The sequence below is a fragment of the Streptomyces sp. NPDC015661 genome (genome assembly GCF_043077765.1).
Taxonomy (GTDB): Bacteria; Actinomycetota; Actinomycetes; order Streptomycetales; family Streptomycetaceae; genus Streptomyces.
In genome coordinates this window covers 109,935-126,996 of sequence record NZ_JBIBST010000006.1, presented here as the reverse complement: position 1 = coordinate 126,996, position 17,062 = coordinate 109,935, and the positions used below count along the sequence as shown (strand labels likewise).

15 protein-coding genes are annotated in these 17,062 nt (G+C 71.6%); 7 read left to right on the top strand and 8 right to left on the bottom strand.

Annotated features, from left to right (window positions below):
- Window positions 1-25: 25 nt before the first annotated feature.
- Together ACF07V_RS17635 and ACF07V_RS17630 are read left to right on the top strand one after the other, a co-directional pair.
- On the top strand, window positions 26-763 hold the full coding sequence (locus tag ACF07V_RS17635) for a DUF5819 family protein (RefSeq protein ID WP_392155072.1): 738 nt from the start codon (window positions 26-28) through the stop codon (window positions 761-763).
- A gap of 1 nt (window position 764) precedes the next feature.
- Window positions 765-1,970: an HTTM domain-containing protein gene (locus tag ACF07V_RS17630; protein ID WP_392155070.1), complete on the top strand. Its 1,206-nt coding sequence runs from the start codon at window positions 765-767 to the stop codon at window positions 1,968-1,970.
- 107 nt (window positions 1,971-2,077) lie between these two features.
- Here ACF07V_RS17630 and ACF07V_RS17625 read toward each other — a convergent pair whose 3' ends face one another.
- The 6 genes from ACF07V_RS17625 to ACF07V_RS17600 form a co-directional block, all read right to left on the bottom strand.
- Window positions 2,078-4,081 carry an ATP-binding cassette domain-containing protein gene (locus ACF07V_RS17625; RefSeq protein ID WP_392155069.1) on the bottom strand — a complete coding sequence of 668 codons (2,004 nt, stop codon included), beginning with the start codon at window positions 4,079-4,081 and terminating at the stop codon, window positions 2,078-2,080.
- Between the two features lie 261 nt (window positions 4,082-4,342).
- Window positions 4,343-4,732, bottom strand: coding sequence for an SSI family serine proteinase inhibitor (locus tag ACF07V_RS17620; RefSeq protein WP_392155067.1), 390 nt, complete (start codon window positions 4,730-4,732; stop codon window positions 4,343-4,345).
- A 90-nt stretch (window positions 4,733-4,822) separates the two neighbouring features.
- Complete coding sequence (locus ACF07V_RS17615) at window positions 4,823-5,272, bottom strand: MarR family transcriptional regulator (protein ID WP_392155066.1); 450 nt, start codon at window positions 5,270-5,272, stop codon at window positions 4,823-4,825.
- Window positions 5,269-5,751: a MarR family winged helix-turn-helix transcriptional regulator gene (locus tag ACF07V_RS17610; RefSeq protein WP_392155064.1), complete on the bottom strand. Its 483-nt coding sequence runs from the start codon at window positions 5,749-5,751 to the stop codon at window positions 5,269-5,271. Before ACF07V_RS17610 ends, ACF07V_RS17615 begins: the two co-directional genes overlap by 4 nt.
- Before the next feature lie 121 nt (window positions 5,752-5,872).
- The gene (locus ACF07V_RS17605) at window positions 5,873-6,547 is read right to left on the bottom strand and encodes a hypothetical protein (RefSeq protein WP_392155062.1); all 675 of its coding nucleotides are present in this window, start codon (window positions 6,545-6,547) and stop codon (window positions 5,873-5,875) included.
- A gap of 122 nt (window positions 6,548-6,669) precedes the next feature.
- Window positions 6,670-7,104, bottom strand: a complete 435-nt coding sequence (locus tag ACF07V_RS17600; RefSeq protein WP_392155060.1) for an ester cyclase — start codon at window positions 7,102-7,104, stop codon at window positions 6,670-6,672.
- A 386-nt stretch (window positions 7,105-7,490) separates the two neighbouring features.
- Between ACF07V_RS17600 and ACF07V_RS17595 the strand changes: the two genes are divergently transcribed.
- The 3 genes from ACF07V_RS17595 (at window position 7,491) to ACF07V_RS17585 (ending at window position 11,235) form a co-directional block, all read left to right on the top strand.
- Window positions 7,491-8,888 carry an APC family permease gene (locus tag ACF07V_RS17595; protein ID WP_392155059.1) on the top strand — a complete coding sequence of 466 codons (1,398 nt, stop codon included), beginning with the start codon at window positions 7,491-7,493 and terminating at the stop codon, window positions 8,886-8,888.
- Between the two features lie 170 nt (window positions 8,889-9,058).
- Window positions 9,059-9,466 (top strand): hypothetical protein, encoded by a 408-nt coding sequence (locus ACF07V_RS17590; protein WP_392155058.1) that lies wholly within the window; start codon window positions 9,059-9,061, stop codon window positions 9,464-9,466.
- Window positions 9,467-9,726: 260 nt separating this feature from the next.
- A complete protein-coding gene (locus tag ACF07V_RS17585) occupies window positions 9,727-11,235 on the top strand; it encodes a right-handed parallel beta-helix repeat-containing protein (protein ID WP_392155056.1) in 1,509 nt (502 codons plus the stop codon).
- Window positions 11,236-11,314: 79 nt separating this feature from the next.
- Here ACF07V_RS17585 and ACF07V_RS17580 read toward each other — a convergent pair whose 3' ends face one another.
- On the bottom strand, window positions 11,315-11,713 hold the full coding sequence (locus tag ACF07V_RS17580) for a nuclear transport factor 2 family protein (RefSeq protein WP_392155054.1): 399 nt from the start codon (window positions 11,711-11,713) through the stop codon (window positions 11,315-11,317).
- A gap of 215 nt (window positions 11,714-11,928) precedes the next feature.
- Between ACF07V_RS17580 and ACF07V_RS17575 the strand changes: the two genes are divergently transcribed.
- Complete coding sequence (locus tag ACF07V_RS17575) at window positions 11,929-14,946, top strand: BTAD domain-containing putative transcriptional regulator (protein ID WP_392155634.1); 3,018 nt, start codon at window positions 11,929-11,931, stop codon at window positions 14,944-14,946.
- A gap of 17 nt (window positions 14,947-14,963) precedes the next feature.
- Here ACF07V_RS17575 and ACF07V_RS17570 read toward each other — a convergent pair whose 3' ends face one another.
- Window positions 14,964-15,233 (bottom strand): hypothetical protein, encoded by a 270-nt coding sequence (locus ACF07V_RS17570; RefSeq protein ID WP_392155052.1) that lies wholly within the window; start codon window positions 15,231-15,233, stop codon window positions 14,964-14,966.
- 305 nt (window positions 15,234-15,538) lie between these two features.
- On the opposite strand from ACF07V_RS17570, the gene ACF07V_RS17565 reads away from it, so the two are divergent.
- A complete protein-coding gene (locus ACF07V_RS17565) occupies window positions 15,539-16,891 on the top strand; it encodes a helix-turn-helix domain-containing protein (protein ID WP_392155051.1) in 1,353 nt (450 codons plus the stop codon).
- The last annotated feature ends 171 nt before the right edge of the window (window positions 16,892-17,062 follow it).

Here is a 17,062-nt window from a genome sequence, read left to right as displayed (position 1 = left end):
CGGGCCGCCCACAAGAAGGAACGTGATGGAACCTTCCAGCGAATGCGCCGCCGAATCCCTCACCACTACGGTGGCGCCGACGCGGCACCTGCCCCCTCCGCGGTCGAGCGACGGCGCACCGGCAACGGCACCGGACACCGGCCCCCGGTGGTCCCCCGCAGCGGCCGTCGCGCTGACCGCGACCGCCGTCCTGCTGGCCGGCGCCCTGGTGACGCACCTTGCCATGATCTTCCTGACCCTGGCGCCGGCCAACGCCCTCAGAGCCACCCACGGCAAGGCGATCGACTCCTACGTCCAGCCCGAGTTCGCGCAGGACTGGAAGCTGTTCGCCCCCAACCCGAAACAGCGCAACGACGCCATCGGCGTCCGCTTGAGGACCGGGGGCACGGACAGAGCCGTCCGCACGTCGGACTGGATCAACCTCACCGCGCAGGACGTGGCGGAGATCCAGGGCAATCCGGCGCCCAGCCATGTGCACCAGAACATGCTCCGCATCGCCTGGGACAACTCCGAGGCCTGGCTCGACGCCGGCAACCGCCCCAGGGGCATCCGCGGCAAGGTCGCCGTGGACTACCTCAGGCGCATCGCGCTCCAGCGGGTCGGGCGCGACTGGCAGGGCGAGCGGATCACGGGAATGCAGCTCGCGGGCCGCTACACGATGGTGCAGCCGCCATCGTGGAGCTCCGAGGACGCACCCGACACCACCACCTACCGGATGCTCCCTTGGTGGCCGGTGACCGACCAGGACTACAGGGGACTGTGACGTGAGCACCGAAACACCCGTCGCCGACCGCCCGACGACGTGGACCCGTCCGCCGGAGCAGGCCCGCCCGGCCCGCGCCCGTCGGGCCCTCGCGCGACTCGGACACGCCGTCTGCACCACCCGGGCCCCGTACCAGGCCGCCGTCCTCCGGATCGGACTGGCCCTGACCATCGCCGCCTTCCTCCTCCGGGAATGGCCCCAACGGCGGGTGCTGTACGGCGACCGCAGCCCGCTGTCGTACGAGATGGCCCTCGAACTGAGCCGCACGGACGGCAGCTTCAGCCTTCTGTACTGGTCCGACGGCCGGCTCTGGTTCGAGATCGTCTACACCCTGACCGTCGCCGCGGCGGTCGCGGTCATGGTCGGCTGGCGCACCAGGACCATGTCCGTGCTGCTCATGGTCGGCGTGCTGTCGCTGGAGAACCGCAACACCCTGGTGGGCGACGGCGGCGACAACGTCCTGAAGATCATGGTGATCTACCTCGTCTTCACGCGCTGCGCCCAGGTCTGGTCCCTCGACGCGCGCCGCCGGAACAGCGAGGGCTCCTCGGGCGCCGACCGCACGGGAGTCGCCCTCTGGTCGGCCACCGGACTGTTCCTGCTGGTGGCGTTCGGCCTGGACACGGGCTGGCCGCTGGTCCTGTGGACCCTCTGGGGCGTCCAGGGTCTGTGGTACGCCGTCGGCCGCCGGCTCCCCGACTCCGAGGTCCGCGCCGTGCTCGACGCGGCCTCCGCGATGCTGCACAACACGGCGATGCTGACGGTGGCCGTCCAGGTCTGCCTCATCTACTCCACCTCCGGCTGGTACAAGATCCAGGGCTCCCGCTGGCAGGAGGGCAGCGCCCTGCACTACGCGCTGAGCCTGGAGTACTTCGAGCCCTGGCCCTGGCTCTCCGGGCTGCTCGCGGCCAACACCCTGATGGTCCTGGTGATGAGCTACGGGACGGTCGCGCTGCAGGTGGCCTTCCCGTTCACGCTGGCCAACCGCAAGGTCAAGAACGTGCTGCTCGGCGTCATGATGCTCGAACACATGGGAATCGCGGTGCTCCTCGGCATCCCGTTCTTCTCCCTGGCCATGGTCACCTGCGACGCGGTCTTCCTGCCCACCGCGTTCCTGATGGCCCTCGGCACCCGCTGCGCGCGCCTGCCGAGGAAGCTCCTGCCGAGGCCGCTCCTGCCGAGGTCCGGGAAAGCGCCGGTCGCCTGAGCCCTTCCCCAGCCCCGTACTCCTTCCCGCCCGGGGGCGGGGGCGCCGGTCGACGCCCCCGCCCCCGGGCGGTCCGGACAGGGCCGGGAATCCCGGGCCGGGAGGCGTCAGGCGGTCGTCTCCTCCGGCGCGGGATGTCCGTCGGAGCGCCCGGCCTGCCCGGGCACGGCGGGCGCCAGGAACTGGCGGGCCTGCAGGTTGTACGCCTCCCGGAAGGCTCCGGTGCCGCCGGCCGGGTCCATGAGCTGTTCGAACGTGCCGTGCTCGACGACCCGGCCCCGCTCCAGGACGTAGATCAGGTCCGCGTGGCGGACGCTGTGGAGCCGGTGGGTGATCAGGACGGTGGTCTGGCCCGTACCGGCGAGCCGGTGGATCTGGTCGAAGACCCGCTGCTCGGCGACCGGGTCCAGGGCGCTGGTCGGCTCGTCGACGACCAGGACCTGTCCGTTCCGGTACCGCGCCCGGGCGAGTCCGATCTTCTGCCACTGTCCGCCGGAGATCTCCTGACCGCCCTGATAGCCGCGGGCGAGCAGCGTGTCCAGGCCGCGGGGCAGCTTCGCCACGACGTCGTCGGCGCCCGCGTAGGCGGCCGCGGCGTCGATGTCACGGTCGTCGATCGCACCGGCGGGCCGGCCGATCCCGATGTTCACCCGGGCGGTGAACGGCCACCGCTGGAAGTTCTGGGCGACCATCGCGACCCGGGAGAAGAGCCGGGCGCGGCAGGCCTCCGCCGCGTCCACCTCGCCCCACATCACCCGCCCGGTCGCTGGCATGTGCAGACCGCACAGCAGCTTGGACACCGTGGTCTTCCCCGACCCGTTCGCCCCGACGAGGGCCACGGTCCTGCCGCGGGGGATGACCAGGTCCACCTCCCGCAGCGAGGGCTCCTCGGCCCCCTGGTAGGAGAAGGTGACCTTCTCGAAACGGATCGCGTCGAAGTCCTCCGGCAGGTCCACGCCCACCTCGGGGATCGCCCGCCGCTCGGCCTCGGTGCAGAGCCGTTCCAGGTCGGCGACGAAGAGGGACTCCTCCTGGAGGTCGGCGACGCGCAGCACCAGGTCGGTGATGCTCGCAGACCCGGCCCGGATCGCGAGCACCGCCGTACCGCCGACGGCGAGCGCCATCTGCCCGTTCCAGAGAAGGAGACCGAGCACGGCGTACGCGGCGACCGTGGCCACACCACGGGCACCGTCGGCGAGCAGCCCCGTGCGGGCCCCCACCCAGGCGAGCCGGGTCTGCTCCCGCTCGCTCGTCTCCGCCATGCCCCGGAAGTGCTCGAGGAGGAAGGGCCCCACGTCGTGGACCCGGACCTCACCGGCCGCCTGCTGGTCGATCAGGAGCCGGCTGAGCAGCTGCGCGGCGCGCGCGTGCTGGACGAACCGGTGCCAGCTCTCGTACCGCGCCCGGGCCATCGTCAGGGATCCCCACGCACTCGGCAGCGCCATCGCCACGAGGAGCGGAAGCAGCGCCAGGTGCAGGACCGTCAGCACGCTCGCGGCCGCGATCAGGGAGATCGCCGAGGCGACCACGGCCGTGCAGTAGCCCACCATCCGCCGGGCCCCGTCGGCGCCCCACTGCGCCGAGTCCATCAGCTTGTGGAAGGCGTCGTCCTCGATCGCGTCCATCTCCACCCGGGCGACGAGTCCCAGGTACCGCTCGGTGGCGACCCGCTGGACCTTCGGCTCCAGGATCCCCGTCGAGGCGGTCGACGCCGACTTGAGCAGCGAGGAGACGACCGCCATCACCGAGACGAACACCAGGGACGGCAGGGCCGCCCGGAGCCGGTCGACGAGGATTCCCGACGCCAGCAGCTCGGTCAGCAGCGCGTTCACCGCCACCAGGGAGAAGGCCTGCGCGACACCGCGGCCGATCTCGCCGACCGCCACCGTGTACAGGGCGCGCCGGTCGGCCCGGCGGGCGAGCCGCACGGCGACCGCGACCTGGCGGGGGAAGGTCACGGCCATGCGCCACATGCCCAGCTTCACCCAGGTCCCGCGGTGCTGGCTCCAGCCCTGGTCGTAGGCGAGTTCACCGCCGAACAGCAGCCGCTCGGAGGCCGAGACGGTCTCGGCCGGGGCCGTGGACGATGCGTCGTCCGTGGTGGTCGTCATGCCGTCCACCTCGCATCGGGTACGAGGAGAGGGGCGTCGACACGGTGGGGAAGAGGGTGCATGGCGTTCTCCGGAAGCCGGGGCTGGGCGGTCGGAGAGCTCAACGACAAGGCCGGGCCGGTCGAACACATGTGTTTCGGACGGCACCCGAACCCCGTGGCAGAGCGAATGCGCGTTCGTGCCCGGTGCATCGACCCTTGCGGCGCGTGGGTCGAGACCTCGGGGGAGAGTGGCCGAAACGCCGACGGAGGGTCTTCCGGGTCAGAAGTCGAAGACCCGGCCGGTCGCGACACCGAGGGCGCACTCGTCGACGAACGTGCGCTCCCAGTGGACCTCCCGCCCCCGGTAGGTGCCGTCGGCCGTCACGGTGACCGGGGTCGCATCGTTCGAGCAGATGCCGATCCCGCCCGGGAGCCGGTCGAAGTCGCCGCCGGCCCTCTGGAGGTCGGCGCACGCCGCGCGTGCGTGGGGGTGGTTCCGCTCGCCCCCTGGGCAGTCGAGCCACACGGAACCGAAGAGGACGGTCTCGCCCTGCGCGCGGGTGGCGGTGAGCCGGATGTGGGCGTCGAGGGCGGTGGGGGCGGCGGTTGCGGCGGCGACCGGCCCGGCGGACAGGAGGGTCGCGGCCAGCGCGACGATGATCTTCTTCATGGCAGGTTCAACGCGGTCGGGGAGGTGCGGTCACCTGGTCCGATGGGGTCACGGCTGCGCCTCCCCGGCCCGCGGCCGGCCCGGGCGGACTCAGGCGCGGGCTGCCAGCTCGGCGTTCGCGCGGTGCGTGATGAGGGTCAGAAGGCGGCCCGCGACCGCGAGGTCCTCGGCCGGGATGTCGGCGTACAGCCGGGCGGAGATCTCGGCGGTCTCGGAGGTGGTGGACTCGTACAGCTCCCGTCCGGCCTGCGTGAGCCTCAGCCGGGAGGCCTGTGCCGGATCCTGTTCCAGCAGCTTCGTGTCCGTCATCCCGTCGATCACGCCGCGTACGAGCGTCTCGTCGGCCTTCAGCGAGCCGATGACGTCGGAGACGAGCGCGTCCCGGTCGACGGAGTCGCCGGCGACGACGACGGCCCGGAGCGTCACGCTCTGTTCGAACGTGGCGCCGTGGCGGGTCAGCACGCCCTCCAGGAGGGCTCGCGAGGCGTAGTGCGCCAGGGCGATGACGCGGCCGTTGGTGGTGGGTGCGGTGGTGGTCATGAGGGCTCCTCGTCGTTCTCGGTGTGCGGATCAAGAGGTGCGTCGAGCAGCGTCGCCAGCTCGCGGGCGAACTGCTGCGCCCGCGGGCTGTCCTGTCCCCCGAGGGGCGCCAGCATCTGGTCCAGGAGGCCCTGGACCACCGTGATGGCGCGGCGGGTGACGTCGCTGCCCTGCTCGGTGAGCGACAGCCGCATGGCGCGCGGGTCGTGGGGGTCCCGGACGCGGGCCACGAGCCCGGCCGCCTCCAGCGCACGGGCGAGCTTGGAGACGTACAGCGGCTCGAGTCCGGTGTGGTCGGCGAGCTGCCGCTGGCTCGGTTCGAGCCCGGCGCGCGCCATGCCGTGCAGGGACCCCATCAAGGCGTACTGGGCATGGGTCAGGCCCAGCGGTGCGACCGCCCGGTCGACGGCCACGCGCCACTTCATCGACAGGCGCCAGACCAGGAAGCCTGCCGTGGCGCTCTCGGTTGCTGAACTCACGAGAGATACAGTACATGGCTACTATGTACATGGCTACTATGCGGGCGTTCGGATCCCGTGACCGAGGGGCCGGGGGCCGTGAACCGCCCCCCGGCCCCCTTTCCGTCCTTCTCGGCCCTTCTCAGCCCTGCTTGGTCCTGGCCGCAGCGCTCCCGGGGCCGCAGGACAGGAGGGCCGCTTCCCTGGGCGCTTCGTCGGCCTTCATGTCCTCGATCGGCGTGGAGCACTCCAGGAGGCCCGAGCCGTCCGTGGTCCAGCCGATCGCGCGGCCCGCCGCCCGCGTTCCGTCGGCGCAGGTGTACAGGAAGTCGCCGGTGACCTGGCGTACGTAGGCGTACTCCACGAAGGTTCCGGCGCCCAGGACGGTGGCGGTTTTGGAGTCGAGCTTCGGTGCCGCCCTGTGGACGTCGGCGAACCCGTAGCCCTCGGCGTCGACGGCGTCCGGGTCCCCGATGCGGGCACCCAGGGAGTGGAGTGTGGCTTTCGGGTCGACCCGCGGACCCTTCTCGAAGGTGACGGCGGTGAGCGGCGTGTGGAGCGGCGACACCGTGTGCGTCAGCCTGCCGCCACCCTTGCCGAGCTTCTGCTTCTCGGCGAGGCCGGTCAGGACCTCCCGTGTGTCGACGTTGAACCACGTGTACGTGCCGCCCGCGCACGCCGTCGCGGTCGGCGTCGCCGTCGCGGCCGCGTGCGTGGGCCGTGGGGCCGTACCGCCGCTCTCGGACGTGCAGGCGACCGTGCCGGTGAGCAGCGCGGCGACGGCGCACGCGGACAGGCCGGTCTTCATGATCTTCATGCTCGTGTCCCCCTGGAATTGCGTGCCATTGGTCGATGGCGAAGTTGACCTTGCCTTCGAGGAGTCCGCCGGAACAAGGGACTTGAGCCACTTCTGAGCTCGGTGAAGACCCTCGGGCTCCGTCAGGACGGGAACGCGCCGAGCTGCCGCAGCTGGGTGAGGACGTCCACGACGCCCCGGACCTCGGCGATCCGTCCGGCCACGAAGCGGAAGACGAAGATCTCGCCGTAGGCGACGGACTTCCCGGTGGGCGGCAGGCCCCGGTACTCGCCCAGGTGGGTCCCGGTCACCGTGTTCCGGGAGACCACCCGGTCGCCCTCCGTGATCGTCTCCTCGACGGTGACGTGGATGTCGGGGAACGCGCGGAGCAGTACCTCCCAGACCTGCTTCAGTGCCTCCGCACCCGTCGCGCCCGTCGGCACCGGGGCGTGGAAGGCCAGGTCCGGTGCGGTGAGCTCGTCGACGGCCCTCGCGACGAGGGCCGGGTCGCCACTGTTCGTGGCCGCGTGGAAGCGCTCGATCACCGCGATGTTGCTCTGTGCCTCGGCTGCCTGCACGGGAAGCCTCCTCCTGCTCTCGGGTAGGGCGTTTCGCAAGAAGGACGAGACGGCGGCCGGGGATGTGACACGGCGTGTCGGGGCGCCGGCGGGGTCGTCCGGCGTTCCGGAATGTGGAGCGGCGGTAAAGCGCGGGAAAAGTCCTGGCCGGAGGGCTGCGGTTCCCGCACGGAGCGATTCCGCCGTCTTGGCGCGTTCTTAGCGCCCTGGCAGTCGCCCCGGGCGTGTCGGAACTACGGATTCCGCAGCCAAGGGGCCATTGACCTGCGGTTCTGCTCAGGCTTCCATTCAGCCCGGGAGCTCACGGAACCACCTGATCACCAGCCGCCTCGGAGGCGATACCGCTCCCGCTCAGAACCACCGCTCGCATCGATCGGAACCGCCTGATGACCGACACCCTCAGCGCGCCGCACGCGTTGGCCCCCCAGACCGGCCCCGTGCCGCAGAAGCTCAAGCGATCCATCGGTGTCGTGGGCGGAACACTGCTCACGCTGTCGTGCGTGACGCCCGCCTCCACCCTCTTCGTGGTGGTACCCGACCTGTTCGACGGAGTCGGCACGTACGCCGCCCTCACCATCGCCATCGGCTCGCTGCTCTGTATCGGCGTGGCGTTCTGTTACTCCGAGCTGGGCACCCTCATCCCCAGCGCGGGCGGCGAGTACGCCATCGTCTCGACCCTCTCGGGCCGTCTCGCCGGCTGGCTGGTGTTCGTCCTGTCCCTGCTGGTGGTGATGATCGTGCCACCGGTGATCGCCATGGGGACCGCCGACTACCTCGCGCCCCTGGTGCACATCCCCGCCCCGATCGCCGGTGCCGGCGTCATGCTCCTCGCGACCCTCGCGGGCCTCCTCGACCTGCGCGCCAACGCCTGGATCACCGGCATCTTCCTCGTCCTCGAAGTGATCGCCGCGGGCGTCGTCGCGGTCCTCGGCTTCGCCCACTCGGAGCGGGGCGTCGGCTCCCTCGTCCACGGCCAGGTCGCCGCCGAGGGCGGCACGCACTCGCTCGTCACCGGCGCCATGGTCGTCTCCGGCCTCGCCATCGCCCTCTTCATCACCCAGGGCTTCTCGACGGCCGTCTACCTCTCCGAGGAGCTGGAGAACCCGCGCAAGTCCGTGGCCCGCACCGTGCTCGCCACCCTCGCCATCTCGACCGCCGTCATCCTGGTGCCCGTCGTCGCCATCACCCTCGGCGCCGGCGACCTGGAGACCCTCACCGGCGGTGACATCAGCGGCATGATCGCGGCCTGGTCCAACTCGGCCGTCGGCACCTTCATCAGCCTCTGCGTCGCCCTCGCGATCATCAACGCCGGCATCGTGATGGTCATCCAGAACTCCCGCGTGCTGTTCGCGTCGGCCCGTGACAAGGCCTGGCCCGAGCCCGTCAACAACGCCCTGTCCCGCCTCGGCCGCTTCGGCTCCCCGTGGGTGGCGACCCTGGTCGTGGGCATCCCCGGCGCGGCCCTGTGCTTCGTCAACCTCGACACCCTCTACGGCGTCACCGGCGTCTCCGTCACCGGCATGTACCTGCTGGTCGCCGTGGCCGCCCTGTTCAGCCGCCGGGGCGCGCACCGCGAGGTCGCGGCGTGGCGCATGCCGCTGTGGCCGGCCATCCCGGTGGTCCTCATCGGTGTCCTCGCCTACGTCCTCTACATGCAGGACGCCCAGTACCTGCTGTGGACCGGCGGCATCACGGCGGTGGCCACCCTCTACTGGGTGCTGTACCTGCGGCCCCGCAAGGACACCCGCTGGCTGGTCAGCATCCCGGAGGACGAGCAGGTCTGACCCCGCCGGCACCATCCCACCCGAGGGCCGGGGCGCGTCTTGCGCCCCGGCCCTCCGGCGTGCCCCGGTCGGCGCCGGCGGGTACGACGATCACTCCGTACGGGGGGTGGACCCCACCACCCGCGTGTCGTGACGGACGCCATGGGCAGCGGAAACGTATCTGTGCATGCATGACCACTGACATGGAACACCTGTTGAACGTACGTCTGTGCGAGCGTTTCGGTGACATGGCCGGCTGGGCCGAGGTCACGTCCCTGATCGCCTCCCACCTCCGGGCCGTCGTCTCGGCGCTCGGGCCCGAGCACGCCGTGACCTTCCTGACGGCGGCGCGTCGCGCCCTCGACGAGGAGGAATCCCGGGCAGGAACGATTCACCTTGGCTTCGGGGGCCACCTCTGGACCCACCTCGAAGACGTCGTCTGGAGCCCGTCGCCGCTGGCCGGAACCTCGGCCTGGGACGCGATGCTGACCATGCACCGTCTTTCCGTACTGGCCCCCGACCCGCGCCTCGACGCTCATGTCGACAGCGCCCTGGACGCCTGCCGTCTGCGCCTCCTGCCGGCCGTGGCGGGGTTCTGACGGGCGGGGCCTCGTCGTTGGGCGGTCCGGCCGGCCCGGAGGTGCGCGGTGGCCGGCCCGGCGGAGCGGGTGGTCGGACCGGAGGGGCGGGTGGTCGGACCGGAGCCCTCGCCCGGCGGGGCGATTCACGCAAGCGCAGGGGATCGAGCAATCGCCCACAGGCTGATCGAAATTCGATCAATCGACAGGATTGCATTGACTCGATCACGAGCCGCACCTAACTTCTGGCCGCACCCGACCGCCAGAAAGGTTGTTGCGTCATGACCGACAGAGCTTTGCCCGTACGGCAGTTGCTGGGCCGCGGGCTCATCGCCGCCGCCCTCGCACTCGGCGGAACCACCGCCCTCACCGGCACGCCCGCCGCGGCCGCGGGCGGTGTCACCTATGTGGACTGCTCGCGGGCGGCCGCCGGGGACGGCAGTCAAGCGGCGCCGTTCAACAGCATCGGACAGGCCAACGGGAAGACGTACGGACCCGGGGACACACTCGCCTTCGCAGCCGGCACCACGTGCACGGGTTCCCTCGCCCCGCAGGGCAGCGGCACCGCCGCCGCCCCCGTCGTCCTCACCGGCTACGGCACCGGCACCCTGCCCGTGATCGACGGCGGCGGCGCCCCCAACGCGGTCTCCCTGACCAACCAGGACCACTGGCGGATCAGCAACCTCAAGCTCACCAACCCCGCCTCCACGCTCGCCCGCCGCACCGGACTGCGGATCTCCGCCACCGACGGCACGGCGCACCGCGGCTTCGACATAGGCAACCTCGTCATCGACCGGGTGGCCGGCCAGACGAACAAGAACAGCCCGACCACCGAGGACTTCGTCCAGTCCGCCGCGATCGTCACCGGCGCGAGCGGCACCAACTCGACCCTCAACGACGTCCACGTCCACGACAACCAGATCAGCAACACGGGCGGCGGCGGCCTCAAGATCCGCGTCGGCGCCATGGCAGTCAAGGGCACCGGGGTCCTGATCGAGAACAACACCGTCAAGGACGTCGGCGGCGACGGCATCATCGCGAGCTACGCCGAATCGCCCATGATCCAGTACAACAACGCCTCCGGTGTCGGCAACGGCGTCTATCCCTTCTCCGGCGGCAACTTCGCCGGCATCTGGGTGCTCGGCGACCACAACCCGACCATCCAGAAGAACGCCGTGTACGGCATCACACGGATGTCCGTCGCCGACAGCCAGGCCTTCGACTGCGACTGGGGCAACACCGGCACCTGCACGATCCAGTACAACTTCAGCCGCGACAACATCGGCGGCTTCTTCCTCGACTGCGACGGCTGCGGCACCATCGGGGGCGCCCAGCAGATCATCCGCTACAACATCTCCGAGAACGACTGCCGGATGAGCAGCGTCAGCGCCGGACGGTCCGCGCTGCACATGTACAACAACGTCGTCTACTGCACCGACAAGAAGTTCAGCATCACGCTCCCCGACGAGAGCGTCGTCGAGAACAACGTCTGGGTGGGGACCACCGACTCCCGACTGCCCACGGGCGCCGGGATCTCCTGGCTGTGGAACGTCTTCCAGGGCGTGCCCCGGCCGACCGCCAACGGCATCGCCGGCGACCCGCAGTTCGTGAACCCGGGCACCGGCGGCGACACCATCCACTCGGTCGACGGCTACAAGCTGCGCGCCACGTCCCCCGGCCTGAACAACGGCTCCGTCATCAGCGGCAACGGAGGCCGCGACTACTGGGGCAACCCGGTGAGCGCGACCACGAAGCCGCACCGCGGCGCGTACAACGGACCGGGCCTGTAGGGCCTGTCCGACCCCTTCGTCCGGCAGAGGACCGAGGACCGAGGACCGAGGACGGGCCGGGGCCGTCCTCGGTCCTCGCTCACGGCGCCACGTGGTAGTACCGCGTCCAGGCGAGGACCATTCCGTCGTCGGCGATCGTGAAGACGTCGACGAAGCGCAGGTCCTGTCCGTCGGTGCCCGGGACCACGCGCCGCCCCGTGGCGATCACGCTGCGGTCCTGACCCACGACCCGGTCGATCTCGTAGCGGGCCCTCGGCAGGGTGCGGCCGAAGTGGGTGTGCAGGACCGCGGGACGGCCGCGGAACGGAGGCAGACCCGGCAGTTCGAGGACCACGCCGTCGTGCAGCAGGGAGGCGCACGAGTCCAGGTCACCGGCGTCGAGGTAGTCGTAGACCAGGCGGACATGGTCGATTCCCGCGGCGGTGACCAGGTCGGCCGGTCCCGGCAACCCGGTGCTCGTGTCATCTTGGCGGTTCAACGGCTGAGCCCCTTTCACTCTCGGCCAGGATTCTGGGGGGAGCCGCCAACTCCGCGTTATCCCCCCTCTATCTCCGACCGGGATCTTCACGGCATGGACAGGGCGGGGGTGGTTGTGGAGACTGTCCTCACTCGGACCTGACGTGTCAACTCGTTTCTTTGGTGGGGGAATCGGTGACGGACGACATCGGGGACAGATCCCAGGAACTCCCGGACATGTCGCCCCTCGCCTTCCGGGTCCTGGGGCCGCTGCAGGTCCACGGCCCCGGCGGGCCGCTGCGGCTCCCGCCCGGGCGCCAGGAGGTCATCCTCGCGGCGCTGCTCCTGGAAGTGAACCGGGTGGTCAGCACCAACCATCTGGTGGACCTGATCTGGGAGGACAACCCGCCGGAGACCGCCCGCACCCAGGTGCAGATCTGCGTGTCGAGGCTGCGGAAGCTCCTCGCCGGGGCGGACGGCCAGGTCTCGATCACCACCCGCCCCCCGGGGTACGTGCTGCACACCGACGCGGGAAACGTGGACGCCGCGCAATTCACCGACCTCGTCTTACGGGCGCGCCGCCTGCGCGAGCAGGGTGAACTCGACGGAGCCGTACGACTCTTGAGGAACGCGGTCACGCTGTGGCAGGGCGACTGCCTGTCCGGCCTCGACAGCGGCCCGCTCGCGAACAAGGCACGCCAGCTCAACGAGGAACGCCTGACCGCCGTCGAACTCCGCATCCAGCTCGAACTCGAACTCGGGCGGTACGACGGCCTCGTGGGCGAACTGCAGCGGCTCACCCATGAACACCCCCTCCGGGAGAAGCTGCGCGGCCAGCTGATCCAGGCCCTCTACTGGTCGGGACGGCAGGCCGAGGCCCTGGAGGCCTTCCGCACCGCGCGGCGCTTCCTCGCCGAGGAGCTCGGTCTGGAACCCAGCCGCGAGCTCAGGGAACTCGAATCGGCGATCCTCGCCGGCCGGCTCCCCGCCCCCACCGGAGCCGCACCCGTCCGCGTACCGGGGGAGAAGGCCTCCCACGAGGAGCCGGCGCATCCCACGGCCGTGGAGTCGGGGGAGGACACCGAGACGACCGCCCCGCCGTCCGCAGAATCGGTTCGGCAGGACGCCGTGCCCCACCAGCTCCCCGCCGCCGTCGCCGACTTCGTCTCCGACACCGGCCAGCTCGCCGCACTGGAAGAGGCACTGACCGGACGCCCCGGCCGCACCACCGTCGGGCTCGCCGCCATCACCGGAAAACCCGGCACCGGCAAGTCCACCCTCGCCGTGCACGTCGCCCACATGCTCTCCGAGACCGGCTTCCCCGACGGCCAGCTCTACTGCGACCTGCGCGGCACGACCGGCACCCCGGCCACCCCCGAGGAGGTCCTGGGACGATTCCTGCGCGCCCTCGGCATCCCCGGCCAGCTCATCCCGGAATCCCTCGACGAGCGCGCCGAGATGTACCGCACCCGACTCGCCTCCCGCCGCGTCCTGGTCGTCCTCGACGACGCCGCAGGCGAGGGCCAGGTGCTGCCGCTGCTGCCCGGCAGCCGCGGCTGCGCCGTCCTCGTCACCGGCCGCGCCCGCCTCACCGCCCTGCCCGGCGCCCACCGCGTGGAACTCGACGTGCTCGCCGAGGACCGGGCGCTCGAACTCCTCTCCCGGATCATCGGACGGGAACGCGTCGCCGGCGAGGCCGCCGCCGCCGAGGCCCTGGTCCGCACGGTCGGACGGCTCCCCCTGGCCCTGCGGATCGTCGCCGCCCGGCTCGCCGCACGCCCCCACTGGACCCTGGCGTCCATGGTGCAGCGGCTCGCCAACGAACGGCACCGGCTAGACGAACTGACCCACGGCGAGATGACGATGCGCGCCAGCCTGTCGCTGACCTACGAGGGCCTGGCGCCCGAGGACCGCCGGCTGCTGCGGCTCCTGAGCATGGCGCAGGCGCCCACCCTGCCGAGCTGGCTGGCGGGCGCGCTGCTCGACGACCGCCGGCCCTTTCCCTCGGACCTGATGGAACCGCTGGTCGACGTGCAGATGCTGGACGTCGCCGGAGTGGAGCGCACCGGCGGCTTCCGGTACCGCTTCCACGAGATCATCCGGGTGTACGCGCGGGAACAGCTCGCGGCCCACCACACGCCCGAGGTGCGGCAGGAGGCCCTCGCCCGGATGGCGGGCGGCTGGATGCACCTGGCCCAGCAGGCCCACCGCAAGGTGTACGGAGGGGACTTCACCGTCCTGCACGGCGACGCGCCCCGCTGGGAGCCCCCGGCCTCCTACACGGACGAGGTGCTCGCCGACCCGCTGGCCTGGCTCGACGCGGAACAGGCCTCCCTGTGCGGCATGGTCGAGCACACCGCCGACGCGGGCCTCCACGACCTCAGCTGGGACCTCGCGACCTCGCTCGTCACGCTGTTCGAAGTGCGCGGTCACTACGACCTGTGGGAACAGACCCACCTGAGCGCCCTGGCCGCCGTCCGCAAGGCGGGGAACCTGCGGGGCACCGCCGCGGTACGGGCGTCGCTCGGCTCGCTCTACATGAGCCGCAACCAGTTCGACACGGCCCGACAGGCACTGAACTCGGCACTCGACGTCTTCCAGGCGCTCGACGAGCCGATGGGCGAGGCGCTGTGCCGGCGCGACATGGCGCTCATCGCACGCAGCAGCGGCGACGACACCTCGGCCCTGGAGCTGTACCGGAGGTCCCTGGCCGACTTCGACCGCGCGGGCGACGTGGTGGGCCGCGCGATCGTCCTCACCCAGAGCGCGCACATCCGGATGCGGCAGGGCGAGATCGCCGCGGCACAGCGCCAGTTGGACGAGGCGCTCGACATCTACGAAGGGGTCGGCTACACCGGCGGCCGGGCGAGGACGCTGCGGCGCGTGGGGCAGCTGCTGCTGGAACAGGGCCGGAGCGACCTGGCGGTCCTGACCTTCACGGAAGTACTGGAACTCTGCCGGGACTCCGGCGACGTGATCGGAGAGGGTCATCTGCTCCGCGATCTGGGACACGCCTTCGTCATCATGGGCCGTCCCGACCGGGCCAGGGACTTCTACGACCGTGCGGTGACCGCGCGGGAGGGCGTCATGGATTTTAGCGGGGGCGCGCTGGCGCGCCTCGACCTCGCCCGTCTCGTCGACGCGGAACCGGGGCGCTCCCGGGAACTGCTCGTTCCGGCGGTCGAGGTGTTCCGCGAGCGGCGGATGGGGCGGGAACTGGCGGAAGCGGAGCGGCTGCTCGCGACCGGCTGCTGACCGCGTACGAGGACCGGTCAGTCCCAGGGGTTGTTGTCGGTGCTGCACGGGGTGGTGGTGCTGCCGGTGGTCGTCGTCCCCGTCGTGCTGCCGGTGGTCGTCGTCCCCGTGGTGCCGTCGGTGGTCGTCGTCCCCGTCGTGGTGCAGACCGGCGCCGGCTCCGTGGTGGTGCCGGTCGTCCCGTCGGCCCAGCTCGCCTGGACGCCGGCGCCGGTCACGATGACGATCAGCGCGGCGGTGACGGCGGCGCGGAGGGCCTTGCGGGCGGCGGCGGTGGTGTTCGTCATCGGATTCTGCCTCTCGGTCGTGTGCGGCGTTTCCTTCTGACCACCAACCTAGGAACAAGCGGATTCACCGCACCGCTCGCTGCCTTATCACCCCGCTATCACGTGACGGCCCACCACCCGCCCCGCTATCACGGGCCCGGATGCCGCCTATCACCCGGCATCCTCACCCGTTAGTGCCGGGATGCCCCCTGAATAGGCGCGTCCGGAGCATGGAGCCCAGCAGACGGCGAGGCGCAGCCCCCGGCGGCGGCCCGACCGGGCCGTTCACCGGGGGCCCGCCCCAACTCGACGAGCGGGAGCTTCTCATGACGACCAGTCTCTCCCCGGAGGGCACCGTGACGGCCACCGCCGCGCTCGGCACCCTCATCCGTGGCCACCGGCTCCGTATCGGCCTGACCCAGCAGGAGCTGGCGGACCTCTCCACCATCAGCGTCCGGGCCATCCGCGACCTGGAGAAGGGGAAGGCGCAGCGGCCGAGAGCCGACACGATCCGGCTGATCGCCGACGGCCTGCGCCTGGGCCCCCGCGCCCGCACCGCCCTGGAGGACGCGGTGCGGCGCGGCCACCGGGGCGGCGTCGGGCCCCGGCCCTTCACCGCCGAACGGCCGGCCCCGCCCGTACCGCTGCACCCGCTGATCGAGAGGGACGCCGAGGCCACCGTCCTCACGGAGGAGCTGCGCTCCGGAGCCGAACGGCTGATCACCGTCGTCGGCCTGAGCGGCGTCGGCAAGACGCGACTGGCCCTGGAGGCCGCAGCCCGGCTGCACGACGCCGGCTTCCCGGTGCTGTGGCACACCGCTCCCGGGGCGGTCGCCGACTGCCTGCCGCCCTGCGACGACCGGTTCGCCGCCCTGGCGGCGGACTGCGCCGCCTACCTGCACGGCGACGGCCGGTCCGACCTCGCTCCCGAACTGTCCGGAGCGCTCGGCGACCGGGCCGTACTCCTCGTCCTCGACGGCGTCGACACCGCCCTCCTCGACTTCCACCGCCTGACCCGGCTCCTGCGCGAACTGCCCGCACTGCGCCTGCTCGTCACCGCCGACGACCCCTGGAACGTCCCGGGCGAACGCCTCTTCCTGCTCTCACCGCTGGAGGCACCGGACCCGTCCGACGGCATCCGTCCCGACGCGCCCGCCGCCCGCTTCCTCCTCAGCCGACTCCGCCACGTCCGCCCCGACATCGTTCCCGACGACCGCGTCCTCGCGGACATCGCCTGGGTCGGCCACCGCCTCGACGGCCATCCCCTCGCCCTCTCCGCCGCGGCCTCCTGGCTGACCGTCTGCGACCTGGCCACCCTGCGCGACATCGTCGAGTCCGACCCGGCGCCGCTGCTCGACCACCTGGCCGACGGCCCGTCCGGCTCCCGGCTCCGCGAGCGCGTCGCCCGCACCCTGTCCGCGCTGCCCGAAGCCCACCGGCAGCTGATCGGCACCCTGTGCGCCGCGGGCGAGGACGAGTTCGTCCTGGAGGACGTCGTCCGGCTCACCGGCATGCCCCTGCCGCACTGCGGCCGCACCGTCCGCGACCTCCTGGTCAGCGGCGTGATCCGCGCCGGCACGGGCGGCGACCGCTCCGCGTTCCGCGTGCTCCGCGTGGTCCGCGCCGTCGCCGCCGGCTCCACCGCCACGTCGACCGGCGTGCGGACACCGGCCCGCTGAGCGACATCCCCGTACGGCCGGCGGAGTCGGCACGACTGCCGGAACCGCTGCCGCCCGACTGCCGATCCGCCGCCGAACCGCTGGCGTACCGCCGCAGCAACTGCCGCTGCCCGCCCCGGCCCACGGGTTGTATGGCGACTGCCCAGCACGCGCCCCCTCCGCGCTCTCCTC

Bases quoted from the DNA above. Each gene is read 5' to 3' on its own strand.
- ACF07V_RS17575 (WP_392155634.1), top strand. From the start codon at position 11,929: ATGTCGCCCCTCGCCTTCCGGGTCCTGGGGCCGCTGCAGGTCCACGGC.
- ACF07V_RS17635 (WP_392155072.1), top strand. From the start codon at position 26: ATGGAACCTTCCAGCGAATGCGCCGCCGAATCCCTCACCACTACGGTG.
- ACF07V_RS17565 (WP_392155051.1), top strand. From the start codon at position 15,539: ATGACGACCAGTCTCTCCCCGGAGGGCACCGTGACGGCCACCGCCGCG.
- ACF07V_RS17620 (WP_392155067.1), bottom strand. From the start codon at position 4,732: ATGAAGAAGATCATCGTCGCGCTGGCCGCGACCCTCCTGTCCGCCGGG.
- ACF07V_RS17625 (WP_392155069.1), bottom strand. From the start codon at position 4,081: ATGACGACCACCACGGACGACGCATCGTCCACGGCCCCGGCCGAGACC.
- ACF07V_RS17615 (WP_392155066.1), bottom strand. From the start codon at position 5,272: ATGACCACCACCGCACCCACCACCAACGGCCGCGTCATCGCCCTGGCG.
- ACF07V_RS17595 (WP_392155059.1), top strand. From the start codon at position 7,491: ATGACCGACACCCTCAGCGCGCCGCACGCGTTGGCCCCCCAGACCGGC.
- ACF07V_RS17570 (WP_392155052.1), bottom strand. From the start codon at position 15,233: ATGACGAACACCACCGCCGCCGCCCGCAAGGCCCTCCGCGCCGCCGTC.
- ACF07V_RS17585 (WP_392155056.1), top strand. From the start codon at position 9,727: ATGACCGACAGAGCTTTGCCCGTACGGCAGTTGCTGGGCCGCGGGCTC.
- ACF07V_RS17590 (WP_392155058.1), top strand. From the start codon at position 9,059: ATGACCACTGACATGGAACACCTGTTGAACGTACGTCTGTGCGAGCGT.
- ACF07V_RS17605 (WP_392155062.1), bottom strand. From the start codon at position 6,547: ATGAAGATCATGAAGACCGGCCTGTCCGCGTGCGCCGTCGCCGCGCTG.